At 71.1% G+C, this 16419-nt stretch carries 18 protein-coding genes; 8 read left to right on the top strand and 10 right to left on the bottom strand.

Annotated elements, in window-relative coordinates; all coding sequences use genetic code 11:
- Window positions 1-43: 43 nt before the first annotated feature.
- The 4 genes from AOK17_RS34155 to AOK17_RS34140 form a co-directional block, all read right to left on the bottom strand.
- Window positions 44-694, bottom strand: a complete 651-nt coding sequence (locus tag AOK17_RS34155) for a response regulator transcription factor (protein ID WP_055616461.1) — start codon at window positions 692-694, stop codon at window positions 44-46.
- A complete protein-coding gene (locus AOK17_RS34150) occupies window positions 691-1974 on the bottom strand; it encodes a sensor histidine kinase (protein ID WP_055616460.1) in 1284 nt (427 codons plus the stop codon). The genes AOK17_RS34155 and AOK17_RS34150 overlap by 4 nt, the downstream gene beginning before the upstream one ends.
- A gap of 168 nt (window positions 1975-2142) precedes the next feature.
- Window positions 2143-2625, bottom strand: coding sequence for a GNAT family N-acetyltransferase (locus tag AOK17_RS34145; protein WP_055616459.1), 483 nt, complete (start codon window positions 2623-2625; stop codon window positions 2143-2145).
- A gap of 1 nt (window position 2626) precedes the next feature.
- Complete coding sequence (locus AOK17_RS34140) at window positions 2627-3400, bottom strand: IclR family transcriptional regulator (RefSeq protein ID WP_055616458.1); 774 nt, start codon at window positions 3398-3400, stop codon at window positions 2627-2629.
- A 130-nt stretch (window positions 3401-3530) separates the two neighbouring features.
- On the opposite strand from AOK17_RS34140, the gene AOK17_RS34135 reads away from it, so the two are divergent.
- The 7 genes from AOK17_RS34135 (at window position 3531) to thpD (ending at window position 10028) form a co-directional block, all read left to right on the top strand.
- Entirely contained in the window at window positions 3531-5060 is a 1530-nt protein-coding gene (locus tag AOK17_RS34135) for an aldehyde dehydrogenase (NADP(+)) (protein WP_079053434.1), read from the top strand.
- Window positions 5061-5257: 197 nt separating this feature from the next.
- Window positions 5258-5866 (top strand): DUF1349 domain-containing protein, encoded by a 609-nt coding sequence (locus AOK17_RS34130; RefSeq protein ID WP_055616456.1) that lies wholly within the window; start codon window positions 5258-5260, stop codon window positions 5864-5866.
- A 52-nt stretch (window positions 5867-5918) separates the two neighbouring features.
- Entirely contained in the window at window positions 5919-6449 is a 531-nt protein-coding gene (locus AOK17_RS34125) for a DinB family protein (RefSeq protein ID WP_055616494.1), read from the top strand.
- Window positions 6450-6805: 356 nt separating this feature from the next.
- Window positions 6806-7345, top strand: a complete 540-nt coding sequence (gene ectA, locus AOK17_RS34120; protein ID WP_055616455.1) for a diaminobutyrate acetyltransferase — start codon at window positions 6806-6808, stop codon at window positions 7343-7345.
- A gap of 30 nt (window positions 7346-7375) precedes the next feature.
- On the top strand, window positions 7376-8647 hold the full coding sequence (gene ectB / locus AOK17_RS34115; RefSeq protein WP_055616454.1) for a diaminobutyrate--2-oxoglutarate transaminase: 1272 nt from the start codon (window positions 7376-7378) through the stop codon (window positions 8645-8647).
- Window positions 8648-8731: 84 nt separating this feature from the next.
- Window positions 8732-9136, top strand: a complete 405-nt coding sequence (locus AOK17_RS34110) for an ectoine synthase (protein WP_055616453.1) — start codon at window positions 8732-8734, stop codon at window positions 9134-9136.
- 4 nt (window positions 9137-9140) lie between these two features.
- Window positions 9141-10028 carry an ectoine hydroxylase gene (thpD, locus tag AOK17_RS34105; RefSeq protein WP_055616452.1) on the top strand — a complete coding sequence of 296 codons (888 nt, stop codon included), beginning with the start codon at window positions 9141-9143 and terminating at the stop codon, window positions 10026-10028.
- A 95-nt stretch (window positions 10029-10123) separates the two neighbouring features.
- Here the strand turns inward: thpD and AOK17_RS34100 are convergent, their stop codons facing one another.
- The gene (locus AOK17_RS34100; RefSeq protein ID WP_055616451.1) at window positions 10124-11185 is read right to left on the bottom strand and encodes an alkene reductase; all 1062 of its coding nucleotides are present in this window, start codon (window positions 11183-11185) and stop codon (window positions 10124-10126) included.
- Between the two features lie 222 nt (window positions 11186-11407).
- Between AOK17_RS34100 and AOK17_RS34095 the strand changes: the two genes are divergently transcribed.
- Window positions 11408-11926: a MarR family winged helix-turn-helix transcriptional regulator gene (locus AOK17_RS34095; protein ID WP_055616450.1), complete on the top strand. Its 519-nt coding sequence runs from the start codon at window positions 11408-11410 to the stop codon at window positions 11924-11926.
- Window positions 11927-11977: 51 nt separating this feature from the next.
- Here the strand turns inward: AOK17_RS34095 and AOK17_RS34090 are convergent, their stop codons facing one another.
- The 5 genes from AOK17_RS34090 to AOK17_RS34070 form a co-directional block, all read right to left on the bottom strand.
- Window positions 11978-13150 (bottom strand): maleylpyruvate isomerase family mycothiol-dependent enzyme, encoded by a 1173-nt coding sequence (locus tag AOK17_RS34090; RefSeq protein ID WP_055616449.1) that lies wholly within the window; start codon window positions 13148-13150, stop codon window positions 11978-11980.
- 25 nt (window positions 13151-13175) lie between these two features.
- On the bottom strand, window positions 13176-13793 hold the full coding sequence (locus AOK17_RS34085; protein WP_055616448.1) for an RNA polymerase sigma factor: 618 nt from the start codon (window positions 13791-13793) through the stop codon (window positions 13176-13178).
- Between the two features lie 54 nt (window positions 13794-13847).
- Window positions 13848-14897: an aminotransferase class V-fold PLP-dependent enzyme gene (locus tag AOK17_RS34080; RefSeq protein WP_055616447.1), complete on the bottom strand. Its 1050-nt coding sequence runs from the start codon at window positions 14895-14897 to the stop codon at window positions 13848-13850.
- A gap of 107 nt (window positions 14898-15004) precedes the next feature.
- Window positions 15005-15718 (bottom strand): DsbA family oxidoreductase, encoded by a 714-nt coding sequence (locus AOK17_RS34075; RefSeq protein ID WP_055616446.1) that lies wholly within the window; start codon window positions 15716-15718, stop codon window positions 15005-15007.
- Between the two features lie 74 nt (window positions 15719-15792).
- Complete coding sequence (locus tag AOK17_RS34070) at window positions 15793-16311, bottom strand: GNAT family N-acetyltransferase (protein ID WP_206190882.1); 519 nt, start codon at window positions 16309-16311, stop codon at window positions 15793-15795.
- Between the last annotated feature and the right edge of the window lie 108 nt (window positions 16312-16419).

Raw genomic sequence — 16419 nt, 5'->3', positions numbered from 1 at the left:
GACGACCAGGACGGACCCGATCGTTCCCACCCACCCGGATTTTTCATACGTCCTTCATGAAGCCGGCCTCGTACGCCGCGATCACCGCCTGTGTACGGTCCCGGGTCGCCGTCTTCGCCAGGACGGCCGCCACGTGCGTCTTCACCGTCGCGGGCCCGACCCCCATGCGACCGGCGATCTCGGCGTTGGTGAGCCCGGCGGCCATCAGCCGCAGGACCTCGCTCTCCCGGCCGGTGAGCCTCGCCACCCAGGCCGGCGGTGCCGTCTTCGCCCGCCCGTACTCGGTGGCGAGCGCCCGCACCGCCGCCGGGAACAGCAGGCAGTCGCTGTGCGCGACCAGCCGTACAGCCTGGACCAGTGCATCGGCGTCGGCCCGCTTGAGCAGGAACCCGGACGCCCCGGCGCGCAGCGCCTCGTACACGTACGCGTCGTTCTCGAAGGTCGTCACCACGACGATGCGTGGGGGATCGGGAAGCGTCGCCAGGATCTGCTCGGTGGCGCGGATGCCGTCGATCTCGGGCATGCGGACATCCATGAGGACGACGTCCGGTGCCAGCTCGCGGACGACGGACACCGCCTCGGCGCCGGTGGCCGCCTCGCCGACGACCTCCAGACCGGGCTCGGCCGTCAGGATCGCGCGCAGCGCGGTGCGCACCATGCGCTCGTCGTCGGCGAGGACGATCCGGATGGTCATACGGGTCCTTCCAGGGGGAGTCGTACGTGCAGCCGCCACACCCCGTCCACCGGCCCGCACTCCGCGGTGCCGCCCAGCAGCCGGGCCCGGTCGGCGATGCCGCGCAGACCGTGGCCGCCGCCGGGACGGGGGACCACGGCCGTCGGCGCGGGATTCTCGGCGGTGATGGCCAGCTCCCTGCCGTCGGGGACCACCCTGATCCGGAGCGTCACGGAGGTACCGGGCCCGGCGTGCTTGAGGGCGTTGCTCAGGGCCTCCTGCACGATGCGGTACGCCTCCCGGGAGACGAGCGGGGGCAGCGCCTCGGGGCCGGCCTCCACGGCGGCGGCCACGCGCAGCCCGCCCGCGCGGGTGCGACGGAGCAGACCGTCGAGGTCGGCGGCGAGGGTGGGCGAAGGAGCGGGGGTCGTGCCGGGGAAGCCCGGCGCGCCGCCGGGGGAGTCGGCATCGCGCAACACCCCCAGTACGGCGTCGAGTTCGCCCACCGTGCGCCGCGTGGTGTCCTCGATCACGGCAAGCGCCTCGCGCACGAACTCCGGGTCGCTGTCCAGGACCCGGCGGGCCGCACTCGCCTGCAGCGTGACGGCGCTCAGCGCGTGGCCGACGGAGTCGTGCAGCTCGCGAGCCAGCCGGTTGCGTACGGCGAGGTCGGCGGCGTGGGCCTCCGCGGCGGCGAGCCGGTCCTCGGGCGTGGGCCCGAGCAGCTCCGGCGCCCAGCGGGCCAGCAGCGCGCCCGCGCCCGCCGCGCAGCCGGCGAGAGCCGCCAGCGTCGCCGCGCCCGCGACCGGGGAGAGCGCCAACACCCAGGTGTGGTCGAGGAGTTCGGGCAGATCGGGCCGTGAGTCGCGCAGCCCCACGTAGAGCGGCAGCACGATCAGCACCACCGCGAAGGGCGGCGTCGCGAGGGACATCCCGGCGATGACTCCGCCGAACCCGAGGTGCAGCGTGAACCACACCGCCGTACGCCCCTTCGCCTGCCGGGTGCGCGCGGGTCCGTCGGCGAGGCGGTCGCCGTCGACCCCGCACAGGGCCCGGACCACGGCCACCGACATCGGCCGGGTCAGCGGGAACAGCCCGGTGATCGCGGCGAGCGGCAGCCCGGCACCGAAGGCGAGCAGCTGGTGGGGCAGCGAACTGAACAGGTTCTGGGAGTTGGTGAACGGGCCGACGATCAGCTCGCCGACGAAGACGTACGGCATGGCGAGCGCGCCGCCGAGGATCAGATGGATCCACCGGCGCCGCGTCCGCCTCCCGAACAGGATCCGGGCGAGTGCGATCACGTCGGCCGCTCGGCGACGGCGCACACCATCCGGCGAAACGTCTGCGTCATGTCCCCCAGGCTCCCGCCCCACTCCGCCGGACCACGTCCTGCGCGACGACGATCCGCCTCCGCCGCACGGGGGAGGGAGGAGGACGCGATGTCAGCCCCGACGGTGCCCCGGCGGAGCTCATCCCTCCAACGTCAGCACAACCTCGTCGATCTCCTCGCCCCGCGCGTTCGCGAACCCCCTGTCCTGCGCGGAGACGCGGAACCCGCACTTCTCCAACACCCGCAACGAGCCCATGTTGTCGGCCGCCGCCCGAGCGAACAACGGACGCTCGGGCACGGCAGCGAGGAGCGCCCGCAAGGCACCCGTGGCGATCCCGCGCCCCCAGTACGCCCTGTCGATCCAGTACGTCACTTCGCGCTCTTCGGGCGGGCCGTACACCGCCGCGTTGCCGACCACGTCACCGTCGACGAGGACCGTACGGTTGACGACGTCGGGCAGGCTGCGGATCCGCTTCCAGTGGGCGTCGAAGGCGTCCCGGTCGGTCGGGTCCTTCGCGGTGAACGCGGCCATCCGCACCGACTCGGGATCCATCATCTGCCGGAAGAACACCGGCAGATCGCTGTCGTGGATCTCGCGGAGCACGACCTCCGGGTGGGACATGTCAGAGCCTCCGGGTGGCGAGCGTCAGTCGGTCCCGCGCGTCGAACAGCGCGTCCTTCACCATCTGCTCGTGCGCGGGCGTCAGCCGTGCCACCGGCACCGAGCAGCTGATGGCGTCCCGCGCGGGCGTCCGGTAGGGGATCGCGACGCCGAAGCAGCGCAGCCCCAGCGTGTTCTCCTCGCGGTCCACCGCGAAGCCCTGCTCCCGCACCTGGTGCAGCTCCTCGATGAGCTTCTCCCGGTCGGTGATCGTGTGCTCCGTCAGCGCGGGGAGCGTCTCCGGGAGCAGCTTCCGTACCTGCTCGTCGGTGTGCGTGGCGAGCAGCGCCTTGCCGAGCGACGTGGAGTGCGCGGGCAGCCGGCGGCCGACGCGCGTGAAGGGGCGGAGGTAGTGCTGGGACTGGCGGGTCGCGAGGTACACGACGTTCGTGCCGTCGAGGCGCGCCAGGTGGATGGTCTCCGTGGTGTCGTCGGAGAGCCGGTCCAGCGTCGGCCGGGCCGCGGCCACGACCTCGTCGCCGTCGATGTACGACGTACCGACGAGCAGGGCCCGTACGCCGATGCCGTACCGCGTGCCCGTCGCGTCCGTCTCGACCCAGCCGAGCTCGACGAGGGTGCGCAGCAGCATGTAGAGACTCGACTTGGGGTACCCGACGGCCTCCTGCACGGCGGCCAGGGAGTGCATGCCCGGGCGTCCGGCGAAGTACTCGAGCAATTCAACCGTCCGCACCGCGGACTTGACTTGCGCCCCGCCGCCCGTCTCGACTGCCGACATCGCCTTGACCCCCTAGTTGGCCGGGAAATAGTCTCCACAGCATATTCACCACCAGAGACAGCGTTCAGCATATCGAACGCCGCTGGTGAGTGGCACATGTACTGCGGCATTACATCTGGAGGGACCCGCGGTGGCAGCAGCACCAGTCTGGAGTGTCGACCCCCGAACCGGGAAGCAGCGCGAGCAGGTTGCGGTGGAAGCCACAGCCCAGGAGGTGGACGCGGCCGTCCGCGCGGCCCACGCCGCCCGGGGAGCACTCGCCGACCGCACCGTCCGCGCGGCCTTCCTGCGCTCCGCGGCCGACCAGCTCGAAGGCGCCAAGGAGTACCTGGTCGAGGCAGCGGACGCGGAGACCGCGCTCGGCCCGGTCCGGCTGACCGGCGAGCTCGCCCGCACCTGCTACCAGCTGCGGGCCTTCGCGGACATCGTCGACGAGGGCGAGTTCCTCGGGGTCGTGATCAACCACCCCGACGACACCGCGACCCCGCCGATCCCGGACCTGCGCCGCTACAAGGTGCCGCTGGGTGTCGTCGCCGTCTACTCGGCCTCGAACTTCCCCTTCGCCTTCTCCGTGCCCGGCGGCGACACCGCGAGCGCGCTCGCCGCGGGCTGCCCGGTCGTCGTCAAGGCGCACCCGGACCACCCGGGCCTGTCCGAGCTGGTCGCGTCCGTCCTGCGCCGGGCCGCCGCCCTGCACGACATCCCGGACGGCGTCCTCGGCCTGGTGCACGGCTTCGACGCGGGCGTCGAGCTGGTCAGGCACCCGCTGGTCACGGCCGCCGGATTTACCGGTTCGGTACGCGGCGGACGCGCCCTCTTCGACGCGGCTGCCGCCCGGCCCGCGCCGATCCCCTTCCACGGCGAGCTGGGCTCCCTGAACCCCGTCGTCATCACCGAGGCCGCGGCTGCCGAGCGCGCCGAGGCGATCGGTACGGGACTCGCGGGCTCCATGACGCTGGGCGTCGGCCAGTTCTGCGTGAAGCCAGGCCTGGTGCTGGCGCCGGCCGGTGCGTCCGGTGACCGCCTGATCAAGTCCCTCACGGACGCGGTGAGCGACACGGACGCGGGCGTTCTCCTGGACCATCGCATGCGCGACAACTTCGTCGCGGGGGTCGCCGAGCGGGCCGAACTCCCCGACGTGGACGCCCCGGTGACCCCGGGCGCGGGCAGCGAGCACACGGTGAGCCCCGGCTTCCTGACGGTTCCGGCCGAGCGGCTCGCCGCCGAGGGGGAGTACGACCTGCTCCTTGAGGAGTGCTTCGGGCCGGTCACCGTCGTCGCGCGCTACGAGGACGAGGCCGAGGCGAACGCGGTGCTCGCGCGGCTGCCCGGCAACCTCACCGCCACCGTCCATCTCTCCACGGAGGAGACCGCGGGCGAGGGGCGTGGCGCGGAGATCCTCGCCGAGCTGACGCCGCTCGCGGGACGGGTCCTGGTCAACGCGTGGCCGACCGGTGTCGCGGTCGCGCCCGCCCAGCACCACGGGGGGCCGTACCCGGCGACCACCTCCACGTCCACGTCGGTCGGCGGTACGGCCATCGAGCGGTGGCTGCGGCCGGTGGCGTACCAGAACACACCGGAGGCGTTGCTGCCGGCGGAGCTCCGCGACGACAACCCGCTGGGGCTGCCGCGGCGGTACGACGGCCGCTTGGAGCGGTAGCGCTCCGCTTGGAGCGCCGTCGGGCCCGTGGTCGGTTTGCGACTGCGGGCCCGCTGGGGCTGCCGCGGCCACGCGGCGGAGCCGCACATCGATACAGGCCCGCGCCCCTGATGGGGCGCTCCCACTCGCCGCGCCCCATGACAGGACCACGCATCAATACGGCCTCGCAGGATCGTGCCACCTGGGACAATCTCTCAATGGACTTGGAACTTCCTGAACTTCCCTTTTCCCTCCGGACGTACGGGCCCGACGGGCACTGGTCGTACGAGGACGGGGTGCTCACCGGGTGGGCCGGAGCGCGGCAGGACCGGTTCGTGCCGCCGACCGACGAGGGGCTGGACCCCGCGTCCGACGCGCCCCGGCTGCTCGGGTCGCCTGAGGGGGACTTCCAGCTCATCGCCCGGGTCACGGTCGGTTTCGCCGGGGCCTTCGACGCGGGTGTGCTGTACGCGCATGTGGGCGAGCGGGCCTGGGCCAAGCTCTGCCTGGAGAACTCGCCGGACGTGCCCACCGTCTGCACGGTCGTCACCCGGGGCCACTCCGACGACGCCAACTCCTTCACGGTGGACGGCAGTTCGGTCTGGCTGAGGATCAGCCGCACCGGCCGCGCCTTCGCCTTCCACGCGTCCAAGGACGGCAAGCGCTGGACCTTCGTCCGCCTCTTCACCCTGGCCGACGAGAAGGAGACCGGCGCCGCCCTGATCGGCTTCATGACCCAGTCCCCGATGGGCGAGGGCTGCGTGGTCACCTACGACCACATCGAATTCCGCCCGGACTGGCCGGCGGACCTGAGAGACGGCACCTGAGCCTCGGCCGGCGGGGTCGTACCGGCGGGCGCCCGGTGTCATGCTGCCGGGCATGACCACCGACACGTACCGGACCCTGCCGGACGGCCGCCCCCTCCCGCTCATGACCGGGGCGGAGCGGCCCATGCTGGAGAGCTGGCTCGCGTTCCACCGGGCCACCCTGGAGTCGAAGTGCGTGGGGCTGGACGACGGCCAGGTGCGGCTGGCGTCCGCCGCGCCGTCGGAGCTGACGCTGCTCGGGTTGGTGCAGCACCTCGCCGAGGTGGAGCGGAACTGGTTCCAGTCGGTGTTCGCGGGACTCGACGTGCCGACGCTGTACGAGGACGGCGCCGGCGGGTACGCCCTCGACCCGGAGCGCGGGCTCGACGAAGCGCTGGCGGACTGGCGCCGCGAGGTCGAGCGCGGGCGGGAGCTGTCCGCCGGGCGCTCGCTGGACGACACCGGCCGAATCGCCGCGGGGCCGATGGCCGGGCTTGAGGTCAGTCTGCGCTGGATCCTTGTCCATCTGATCGAGGAGTACGCGCGGCACAACGGTCACGCGGACATCGTCAGGGAGCGGATCGACGGGGCAACAGGCGCCTGACCAGCGGGGCGGTGGATGATCGGGGAATTCCGGTCCGGCTTATCCGGGGCTATTTCTGAGCGCTTTTCCGGGGCCTTATTCAGTGCAGCTCCCCGTATTCTTCTGCCCGCTTTCCCGGAACCTAAACGCTAAGATTTCGCGAACACCAACCTCTTAATTCGGGCAGATCTCGTGGTGATTACGCGGCTGTGACGGAACACACAGAGCGCCCGGTTTCTCCCATATTTTCATGACAAAGCGGCAGCTTCGGGTCGGTGCTACGCGGCGTCCGCGCCCGCGTGATAACACAGCAGGCGCGTCGACGTAACCCCCTCCGACGATGCAATTTGAACTTTCGCTGGGTAAATTCAATCCGCATGACCGCCGCACAAGCAGACCTGCAAGCGGAATTCCTGGAAATGCCGGAAGGGCTGCGGATCGACCGTCCGCACGTGGTGGACGGAGCCGCACTCTGGCGCATTGCCAAGGACTCCGGGAACCTCGACCTGAACTCCTCCTACAGCTACCTGCTGTGGTGCCGTGACTTCGCCGGCACCTCCGCGGTGGCGCGCACGGCCGACGGCGAGCCGGTCGCCTTCGTCACCGGTTACATCCGGCCGGAGCGCCCGCACACGCTTCTCGTGTGGCAGGTGGCCGTCGACGCGGACCAGCGCGGACGCGGCCTCGCCGCAGCGCTCCTCGACGGACTGACCCTGCGGATCGCCCGCACACACGAGCTGACCACCGTCGAGACCACCATCACCCCGGGCAACACCGCCTCCGAGCGGCTGTTCACGTCGTACGCCGGACGCCACGGAGCGACCGTCGAGCGCGAGGTCCTGTTCGACACAGCGCACTTCCCCGACGGACCGCACGACCCAGAGGTGCTGTACCGCATCGGCCCCCTGTCGCACTGACGAACCCCCCACGCCTTGAGGAGCAACTCCGTGAGCATCACCCAGCCCGACCTGAGCGTCTTCGAGACCCTGGAGTCGGAGGTGCGCAGCTACTGCCGCGCCTGGCCCACCGTCTTCGACCGCGCGCAGGGCAGCCGCATGTTCGACGAGGACGGCCATGAGTACCTCGACTTCTTCGCCGGCGCCGGATCACTCAACTACGGCCACAACAACCCCGTACTGAAACGCGCCCTCATCGACTACCTGGAACGCGACGGCGTCACGCACGGTCTCGACATGTCGACGACCGCGAAGCGCGGCTTCCTGGAGTCGTTCCAGAACCTGGTGCTGCGGCCCCGCGACCTGCCGTACAAGGTCATGTTCCCGGGCCCGACCGGCACCAACGCCGTCGAGTCCGCGCTGAAGCTGGCCCGCAAGGTCAAGGGCCGGGAGTCCATCGTCTCCTTCACCAACGCCTTCCACGGCATGTCGCTCGGCTCGCTCGCCGTGACCGGCAACGCCTTCAAGCGGGCCGGCGCCGGTATCCCGCTCGTGCACGGCACGCCGATGCCCTTCGACAACTACTTCGAGGGCCAGGTCGAGGACTTCCTCTGGTTCGAGCGGCTCCTGGAGGACCAGGGCTCCGGCCTCAACAAGCCCGCCGCGGTGATCGTCGAGACCGTGCAGGGCGAGGGCGGCATCAACGTCGCCCGCCCGGAGTGGCTGCGCGCCCTCGCCGAGCTGTGCGAGCGCCAGGACATGCTGCTGATCGTCGACGACATCCAGATGGGCTGCGGCCGGACCGGGGCGTTCTTCTCCTTCGAGGAGGCGGGCATCACCCCCGACATCGTCACCGTCTCCAAGTCCATCAGCGGCTACGGACTGCCCATGTCCCTGTGCCTGTTCAAGCCCGAGCTGGACATCTGGGAGCCGGGCGAGCACAACGGCACGTTCCGCGGCAACAACCCCGCGTTCGTGACGGCCGCCGCCGCCCTCGAGACGTACTGGTCCGACGGCCCCGCCATGGAGAAGCAGACCCGCACCCGTGGCGAGCAGGTCGAGGAGGCGTTCATCTCGATCACCGAGGAGAACCTCGCCGACGTCAAGGAGTACCGCGGCCGGGGCCTGGTCTGGGGCATGGAGTTCCACGACAAGGCGCGCGCGGGCCTGATCGCCAAGCGGGCCTTCGAACTCGGCCTGCTCATCGAGACGTCGGGCCCGGAGAGCGAGGTCGTGAAACTCCTCCCGGCGCTCACCATCACCCCCGAGGAACTGGACGAGGGCCTGCGCATCCTCGCCCGCGCGGTCCGCGAGACGGCCTGAACCACCCCTGAACGACCCCTGAAACACAGCGGCCACATCGACCGCACCAGCCGCACATCAGCCTGAAGGAGGCTTCGCAGCACCGTGATAGTCCGTTCGTTCAAGGAGATCGAAGGCACTGACCGACACGTGAAATCGGCGTCGGGTACCTGGGAGAGCAAGCGCATCGTCCTCGCCAAGGAGAGGGTCGGCTTCTCCGTGCACGAGACGATCCTCTACGCGGGTACCGAGACGTCGATGTGGTACGCGAACCACATCGAGGCCGTCGTCTGCGTCGAGGGCGAGGCCGAACTCACCGACGACGAGACTGGCGAGAAGTACACGATCACGCCGGGAACCATGTACCTCCTCGACGGGCACGAGAAGCACACGATGCGGATCAAGCAGGACTTCCGCTGCATCTGTGTCTTCAATCCGCCGGTGACCGGACGGGAGGACCATGACGAGAACGGCGTCTACCCCCTGCTGACCGAGCCCGAGGAGGTCTGAACCGATGGCGACCATCACCGACCTGTATCCCAGCCGCGGCACCAGCGAGGTGTCCGTGCCCCGGCAGGACCCGGTCGTCTGGAGCGAGCCCGGCACGCCGGGACCGATCCCCGGGGCCGACCTGCAGTCGTACGAGCGTGACGGTTTCCTCGCCGTCGACCGGATCATCGGCGAGGACGAGGTCGCGCTCTACCACGCGGAGTTGGAGCGCCTGGTGACGGACCCGGCGATCCGTGCCGACGAGCGCTCGATCGTGGAGCCGAAGTCGCAGGAGATCCGCTCGGTCTTCGAGGTCCACAAGATCAGTGAGATCTTCGCCCAGCTCGTACGCGACGAGCGGGTGGTCGGCCGCGCCCGGCAGATCCTCGGCTCCGACGTGTACGTCCACCAGTCGCGGATCAACGTCAAGCCCGGCTTCGGTGCGAGCGGCTTCTACTGGCACTCGGACTTCGAGACCTGGCACGCCGAGGACGGCCTGCCGAACATGCGGACCGTGTCCGTCTCGATCGCGCTGACCGAGAACCACGACACCAACGGCGGTCTCATGATCATGCCGGGGTCGCACCACACGTTCCTCGGCTGTTCCGGAGCCACGCCGAAGGACAACTACAAGAAGTCGCTGCAGATGCAGGACGCGGGCACGCCCTCCGACGAGGCGCTCACCAAGTTCGCGTCCAAGCACGGCATCAAGCTCTTCACGGGCAAGGCGGGCTCGGCCACCTGGTTCGACTGCAACTGCATGCACGGCTCGGGCGACAACATCACGCCGTTCCCGCGCTCGAACGTCTTCATCGTGTTCAACAGCGTGGAGAACGCGGCGGTGGAGCCGTTCTCGGCACCGGTACGCCGGCCCGAATTCATCGGGGCACGGGACTTCACCCCGGTGCAGTGACATACGTCTGAAGCGACGTACACCTGAAGTGACGTACGCCTGAGGGTGATTGGCCCGGTGTCCGACTCATGGAGTCGGACACCGGGCCAACTGCCTTACAGCGCCGGGTAGTCCGTGTAGCCCTTCGCGTCCCCGCCGAAGAACGTCGCCCCGTCGGGCTCGTTGAACGGGCCGCCGGTCCGCAGACGGGCGGGCAGGTCCGGGTTGGCCAGGAACAGTTGGCCGTACGCGACGAGATCGGCGACGCCGTCCTCGACGAGGGCCAGGGACTCCGGCCCGGTCGGCCCCTCGGTCGCCGGGTTCAGGACGAGGGCCCCGCTGAACCGCTTGCGCAGCGCGAGGGTCAGCTCACGCATCTCGACCGCCTCGGTGACGTGCAGATACGCGAGGCCCAGCGGCTCCAGCTCGGCCACCAGCGCGGTGTACGTCGGCTCCGGCTCGGGCTCCTGGATGTCGTTGTACGGGTTGCCGGGCGAGAGCCGGATGCCGGTGCGCCCGGCACCGATCTCGGCGGCGACGGCCTTCACGGTCTCGACGGCGAACCGTATGCGGTTCTCGACGGAGCCGCCCCACTCGTCGGTGCGGTGGTTGGAGCCGGGGGCGAGGAACTGGTGGATCAAGTAACCGTTGGCGCCGTGCAGTTCGACCCCGTCGAAGCCCGCCTCGACGGCGCCCCGCGCGGCGGTCACGAACTCCGCGATGGTGGCGCGGACCTCGTCGCCCGTGAGCTCGCGCGGGGCGATGAAGTCGAGGGGGCCCTCGTGCGTGTAGACCTGCCCCTGGGCCGGTACGGGGGACGCGCCGACGTTGACGAGTCCGTCGGGCAGCAGGGTGGGGTGGCCGATCCGGCCCGCGTGCATGAGCTGCGCGAAGATCCGGCCGCCGGCGGCGTGCACGGCGTCGGTCACCTTCCGCCAGGCGGCGATCTGCTCGTCGCTGTGCAGGCCCGGGGTGTCCGGGTAGCCCTGGCCGATCGCGGACGGCTGGATGCCCTCGGTGATGATCAGCCCCGCGGAGGCGCGCTGGGCGTAGTACTCGACGGTGAGGTCGGTGGGGGTGCCGCCCTCACCCGCCCTGCTGCGGGTCATCGGCGCCATGGCGATGCGGTTGGCGAGGGGTGTGCCGGACAGGTCGATCGGGTCGTACGCAGTGGTCACAAGAGCTCCCGGGGGGATTTATATGGTCGGCCAATCATCTGAACCGAGAGCCACCCTAAACCATTCCTTGGTCGACCAAGGTAATCTCGTTGGAGGAAGGTCGGAAGACAGCCGGAAAGCAGCCGGAACACGGCCGGGAGAAGACGCGAGAAGGTGCGAGAAGGCGGGGGAGGCGGTGGGACGTACGGTGGACAGCACGTCCGCACGAACCGGGGAGTCGAGATGAGTGCCAGCCAGGAGGTCGCGGCCCCGCAGGCCGACCCCGTCTGTACCGACAAGCTGCCCTCCGCGGCGCGCGGCGGCCCGGTCGGCCACGCCATCTCTCGGGTCGCCCGGCTGCACCGCACGACCGCGGCCAAGCTGCTGCGCGGGGCCGGGCTCTACCCCGGGCAGGAGTTCGTGATGATGCACCTGTGGGACCGGGGCCCGGTGCGTCAGTCGGACCTCATCAAGGCGGTCGAACTCGACCCGTCCACGATCACGAAGATGCTCCAGCGCCTTGAGCAGTCCGGGCACGTGACCCGCAGCCCGGACCCGAAGGACCGGCGCGCGGTGCTCGTCGAGGCGACCGAGAAGAGCTGCGGACTGCTCGATGAGGTCACACTCGTCTGGGCCGGCCTGGAGGAGCACGCCCTCGCGGGCCTGAGCCAGGCCGAGCGGACCCAGCTCGTCGCTCTCCTCTCCCGGGTCGAGGCGAACCTCTGCACGGAGACGGGGGGCTGCCCGGCTCCGGGCTCATAGCTCCCCATCCCCAGGGCCGGGGGCGCGCTCCCCGGACCCGCGGGAGCCGAGCTACAGCCAGGACAGGTCGGCAGCCCGCTCCAGTACGCCGCGTACGACGTCCTCGTCGCCCGCAACACCCCTCGGTACCTCGTCGGGTGTGTACCGGCCGCCCACGAGGAGGCAGAAGTCCACGGCGTCCAGGACGAGTTCACCCCGGACGGCCTCGTCCTCGGAGCCGAGTACCCACTCGGTGGAGCTCTCGCCGGCGGTCACCGCGAACAGCACCGGCGGTGCCGTGGGCCCCAGCGCCATGCCGAGGATGCGGACGGCGAGCCGGACCAGCTGCCACAGATGGGCGTCCGGGGGCGGCGGCACGGCGAGACCGAGCGCGCGGCCGATGTCGTCCGTGTGGATCCACGCCTCGAAGCCGCGCACGACGAAGTGGTCGGCGACCGGCAGCCGTACACCCATCAACGTCGTCGCGTGCGCGGCCCGTTCGGGATCCCGCGCCTCGGGCGTGGCCAGCAGCGCGGCGGCCCGCTCGGCCCACGCGGTCACCGTCTCCTGGGGGTCGCGCGTCCGCTCGTACGCGATGACGTCGGCGGTCCGCGTGTTCCAGGCCTCCTCCCACGGTGTGTCCTCGGTGATCCGGGAGGGAGGTGTGTGGGTCCGAAGGCCCAGGCGCACGGCCAGTTGCTCGTCGGCGGCGATCAGATGGCCGACGGTGTCGCGGACGTCCCAGTCGTGCACGACGGGCGTGCCCCACGGCCCGTGGCCGTCCACCTCCCGCAGCAGCGCGCGCAGTCCGGCGACGGCTGCCGCGTACGGGGCCGCGTGCGCGGCGACCCGCGGCAGGGCGGGCCGGGACCGCAGGGCGAGGGCGAGCACACCGTCCGCTCCGGCCGGACCGCCGCCACCGACGACGGACGCTTCCGCGGATCCGGCGCCCGTCACCCCGCCGCCCGTCATCCCGGCGGCCGAACCGTTCTGCGAGACCGCGGCCGAACCGTTCTGCGAGACCGCGGCCGAACCGTTCCGCGCGGCGGGCGATCCGTTGCCGGCGGCGGCCGTCCCCGGTGGCACGTCCAGCAGCCGTACGGTCTCGCGGAGCCGTTCCGCCTCCGCCGCGCAGCTCTCGCAGCCGGCCAGATGCAGCGGTACGACCTTCTCGTCCGCGGGCTGCAGCGCGCCGAAGGCCCAGGCGGCCAGCAGCTCGGGCACACCGTCGTGGTCGTCGGTCACCGGACGCCTCCTTCCCCTGTCGCCATCATGCGCCCCTTTCCCACGCCGGATCCGGCGGCTCGGCCAAAGTCTCGGCCAACTTGCGCAGCGCGGACCGTAGGCGGGTCTTGGCGGTGCCCTCCGGGATGCCGAGCTCGACGGCGGCCTGGCGGTAGGTGCGGCCCGCGAAGTAGGCGAGGTGGACCACCTCCCGCTGTGGCTGCGGGAGTTCGGCCAGCGCGGAGTGCAGCAGCAGCGAGCGCTCGCGGTCGACGACCGCCTCGTCGGGGCCCGGTCCGGTGTCGGGGATGGCGTGCAGCGCGGAGTCGTCCGCCCCGGCGGCCTTGCGATGCCGGGCCTCGCTGCGCACCCAGTCCACGGCCCGCCGGTGCGCGAGCACGGACAGCCAGGTGCGCAGCGAACCGCGGCGCGCGTCGAACGCGTACGGCCTGCTCCACAGCTGGGCGAAGACCTCCTGCGCCACGTCCTCGGCGGCTGCCGGGCTGTTCGTGACGCGCCCGGCGATCCGCCGCACGAGCCCGCCGTACGCCGCGTAGGCCTCGGACAGCGCGGACTCGTCGCCGTACACCAGCCGCCGATGCAACTCCGCATCCGCGGGCGGCCGTTCGGACTTGTGGAGAGTTGGCTCCACCGGCACCACCACCTCGTGGTGCCCTTCCTAGCGTCCCCGTGGACCCCGCGCCAGTGGGTCGCGCAATCAGCCCGACAGGACGTCCAGCAGACGATCGACATCCGCGGCCGTGTTGTACAGGTGGAACGCGGCCCTCAAGTTGCCCGCGCGGTCCGAGACTTCGATCCCCGCCCGGCTCAACTCCGGCTGCCTGTGGCCGAGTCCGGGCACGGAGACGATCGCCGAGCCAGGCGCCGGAACGGGCTCCTGCCCCAGTCCGGCCAGGCCCGCGCGGAAGCGGTCGGCGAGCGCGAGGTCATGGGCGTGCACGGCGTCCACGCCCAACTCCTCGATCAGCTCCAGCGAGTGACGGGCGCCCGCGTACGAGAAGAGGCTCGGGCTCTCGTCGAACCGCCGTGCGGAGTGGGCGAGTTCCTCGACCGGCCCGTAACAGCTGTCCCAGGGGTGCTCTCCCGCGACCCAGCCCGCGAAGATCGGATTGAGTCCTCCCAGGTCCTCCGGAACGACCAGGAAAGCCACGCCCCGGGGGCAGACGAGCCACTTGAAGGCGACGGAGGACACATAGTCGTACGCGTCCGCCTCGATCGGCAGCCATCCGGTGGCCTGGGACGCGTCGATGTACGTACGGGCCCCGTGCTCGCGCGCTGCCTCGCGCAGCGCCGGCAGATCGACGATCCGGCCGTCCGCGGACTGTGCGGCGCTGACCGCGACGAGCGCGGTGCCGGGGCGCACCGACTCGGCGATCCGCTCCAGCGGCACGGTGCGCACCTTGAGGTCGCTGCGCACGTGGAAGGGGTTCACCACGGAGGTGAAGTCGGCCTCGGCGGTGAGGACTTCGGCGCCCTCGGGCAGCGAGGCGGCGATCAGTCCGCTGTAGACGGCGACGGAGGCCCCGGCCGCGACACGGCGGTCCGGGACTCCCACGAGGCGGGCGAAGGCGGCGCGGGCCGCCTCCACGTCGGCGAACATGTCCTGCGGCTGCCCGGCCGCCACGGACTCTACGCCGGCCCGCATGGCGTCGACGGCGCGGGCCGGGAGCAGCCCGGTGCTCGCGGTGTTGAGATAGGTGTTCTTCGCGGCGAACTCGGCTCGGACGAGGGTCTCGAAGGTCTCCATGGGACCACTCTGCGGCCCGGGAATCTCCCCGTCCATTGCCGACTTCTACGTGGTTTCGCCAAGCAACGCTTATGGATCCGCCCCGACCTGCGCTTTTGCCGTCCCCGTCAGTTCTGCGGGACCGCGCATCCGTCGGGGCCGCACGCCTCGGCGTCGTCCTGCTGGATCAGCTTGAGCGGCGAGTGGCTGCCCCATGCCTGCTCCAGGGCCTGCGCGAAGACCTCGGCGGGCTGGGCGCCGGAGACGCCGTACTTCCGGTCCAGGACGAAGAACGGCACGCCGTTCGCGCCCAGCTCGGCCGCCTCGCGCTCGTCGGCGCGGACCTCGTCGGCGTACGCGGCCGGGTCGGCGAGCACCTTGCGGGCCTCGTCGGCGTCGAGCCCGGCGGCGACGGCCAGCTCCACGAGCCGCTCGTCGTCGCCGAAGACGGACCGCTCCTCGGCGAAGTTCGCCTTGTAGAAGAGCTGGATCAGCGCGTCCTGCCGGCCCCGCTCCTTGGCGAGGTGCAGCAGCCGGTGCATGTCGAAGGTGTTGCCGTGGTCGCGGTCCCGCGTGCGGTACTCCAGACCCTCGGCCGCGGCCTGCGTGCCGAGGTTCTCCTCACCGGCCTGCGCCTGCGCCTCGCTCATCCCGTACTTCTTGGTGAGCATCCTGATCACCGGCTGGATGTCCGTCTTGGCGCGCCCCGGGTCGAGCTCGAAGGAGCGGTGCACCACCTCGATGTCGTCGCGGTGCGGGAAGGCGTCGAGCGCCTTCTCGAAGCGGGCCTTGCCCACGTAGCACCACGGGCAGGCGATGTCGCTCCAGATCTCGACGCGCATGTCTTCGGCTCTTTCGGCTCGTACGGACACGGAGGCACCCTCCGCTCAGTACGTGAACGTTCAATGGTCTTGGATCATTCCCGGGCGGGGGCCGCGCCCACCGGGTACCGCAGGAAGAGATGGTGATCGCCCGCGACCGGCGGTTTCTCCGGATCCGGCACCCAGCCGCGGCGGGCGTAGAAGTCCCGGGCCCGCTCGTTGTCCACGTGCACGTCGAGCGTGGCGGTCCGCCTGCCGTCGGCCCGCCACTGCTCCACGCACTCGGCGTGCAGGGCGGTCCCGAGGCCCGTACGCCAGTGGTCCGGGTCGACGTGCAACTGGAACAGCCGCACGGTGTCGGCGGGTGCGTCCTCCGCTGTGCGGAACGAGGCGATGGCGACGATGCGGCCCTCGTGGACCGTGCACAGCACGTGTCCGTCGGGGCGCTCGATGGCGCGGCGCCAGGCCGCGACCCAGTCCGTGCCGTCCTGAGGCGCCGCCCCGGCCGGGTAGTAGGTCGACCGTGCGCGGGAGTGCAGCTCCGCGACGGTCTCGGCCTCTACGGACAGCACGGTTCTGGTCACTCGGCGGCCGGTCACACGGGTTCTGATCATGCCGGTCATGCCGCCAAGGACGCGGGTCGCCTCCGGCGTGGTTCCTTGGGTGTGCGGGTTCGTATTGGGGTTGGGTGCGCGGTTCCTCGCGCCCCTGGGTGGGTGGGG

It is taken from the genome of Streptomyces phaeochromogenes (assembly GCF_001418655.1).
In the GTDB taxonomy this organism is placed as follows: Bacteria; Actinomycetota; Actinomycetes; order Streptomycetales; family Streptomycetaceae; genus Streptomyces; species Streptomyces phaeochromogenes.
This window is presented reverse-complemented; position numbering and strand designations above follow the sequence as displayed.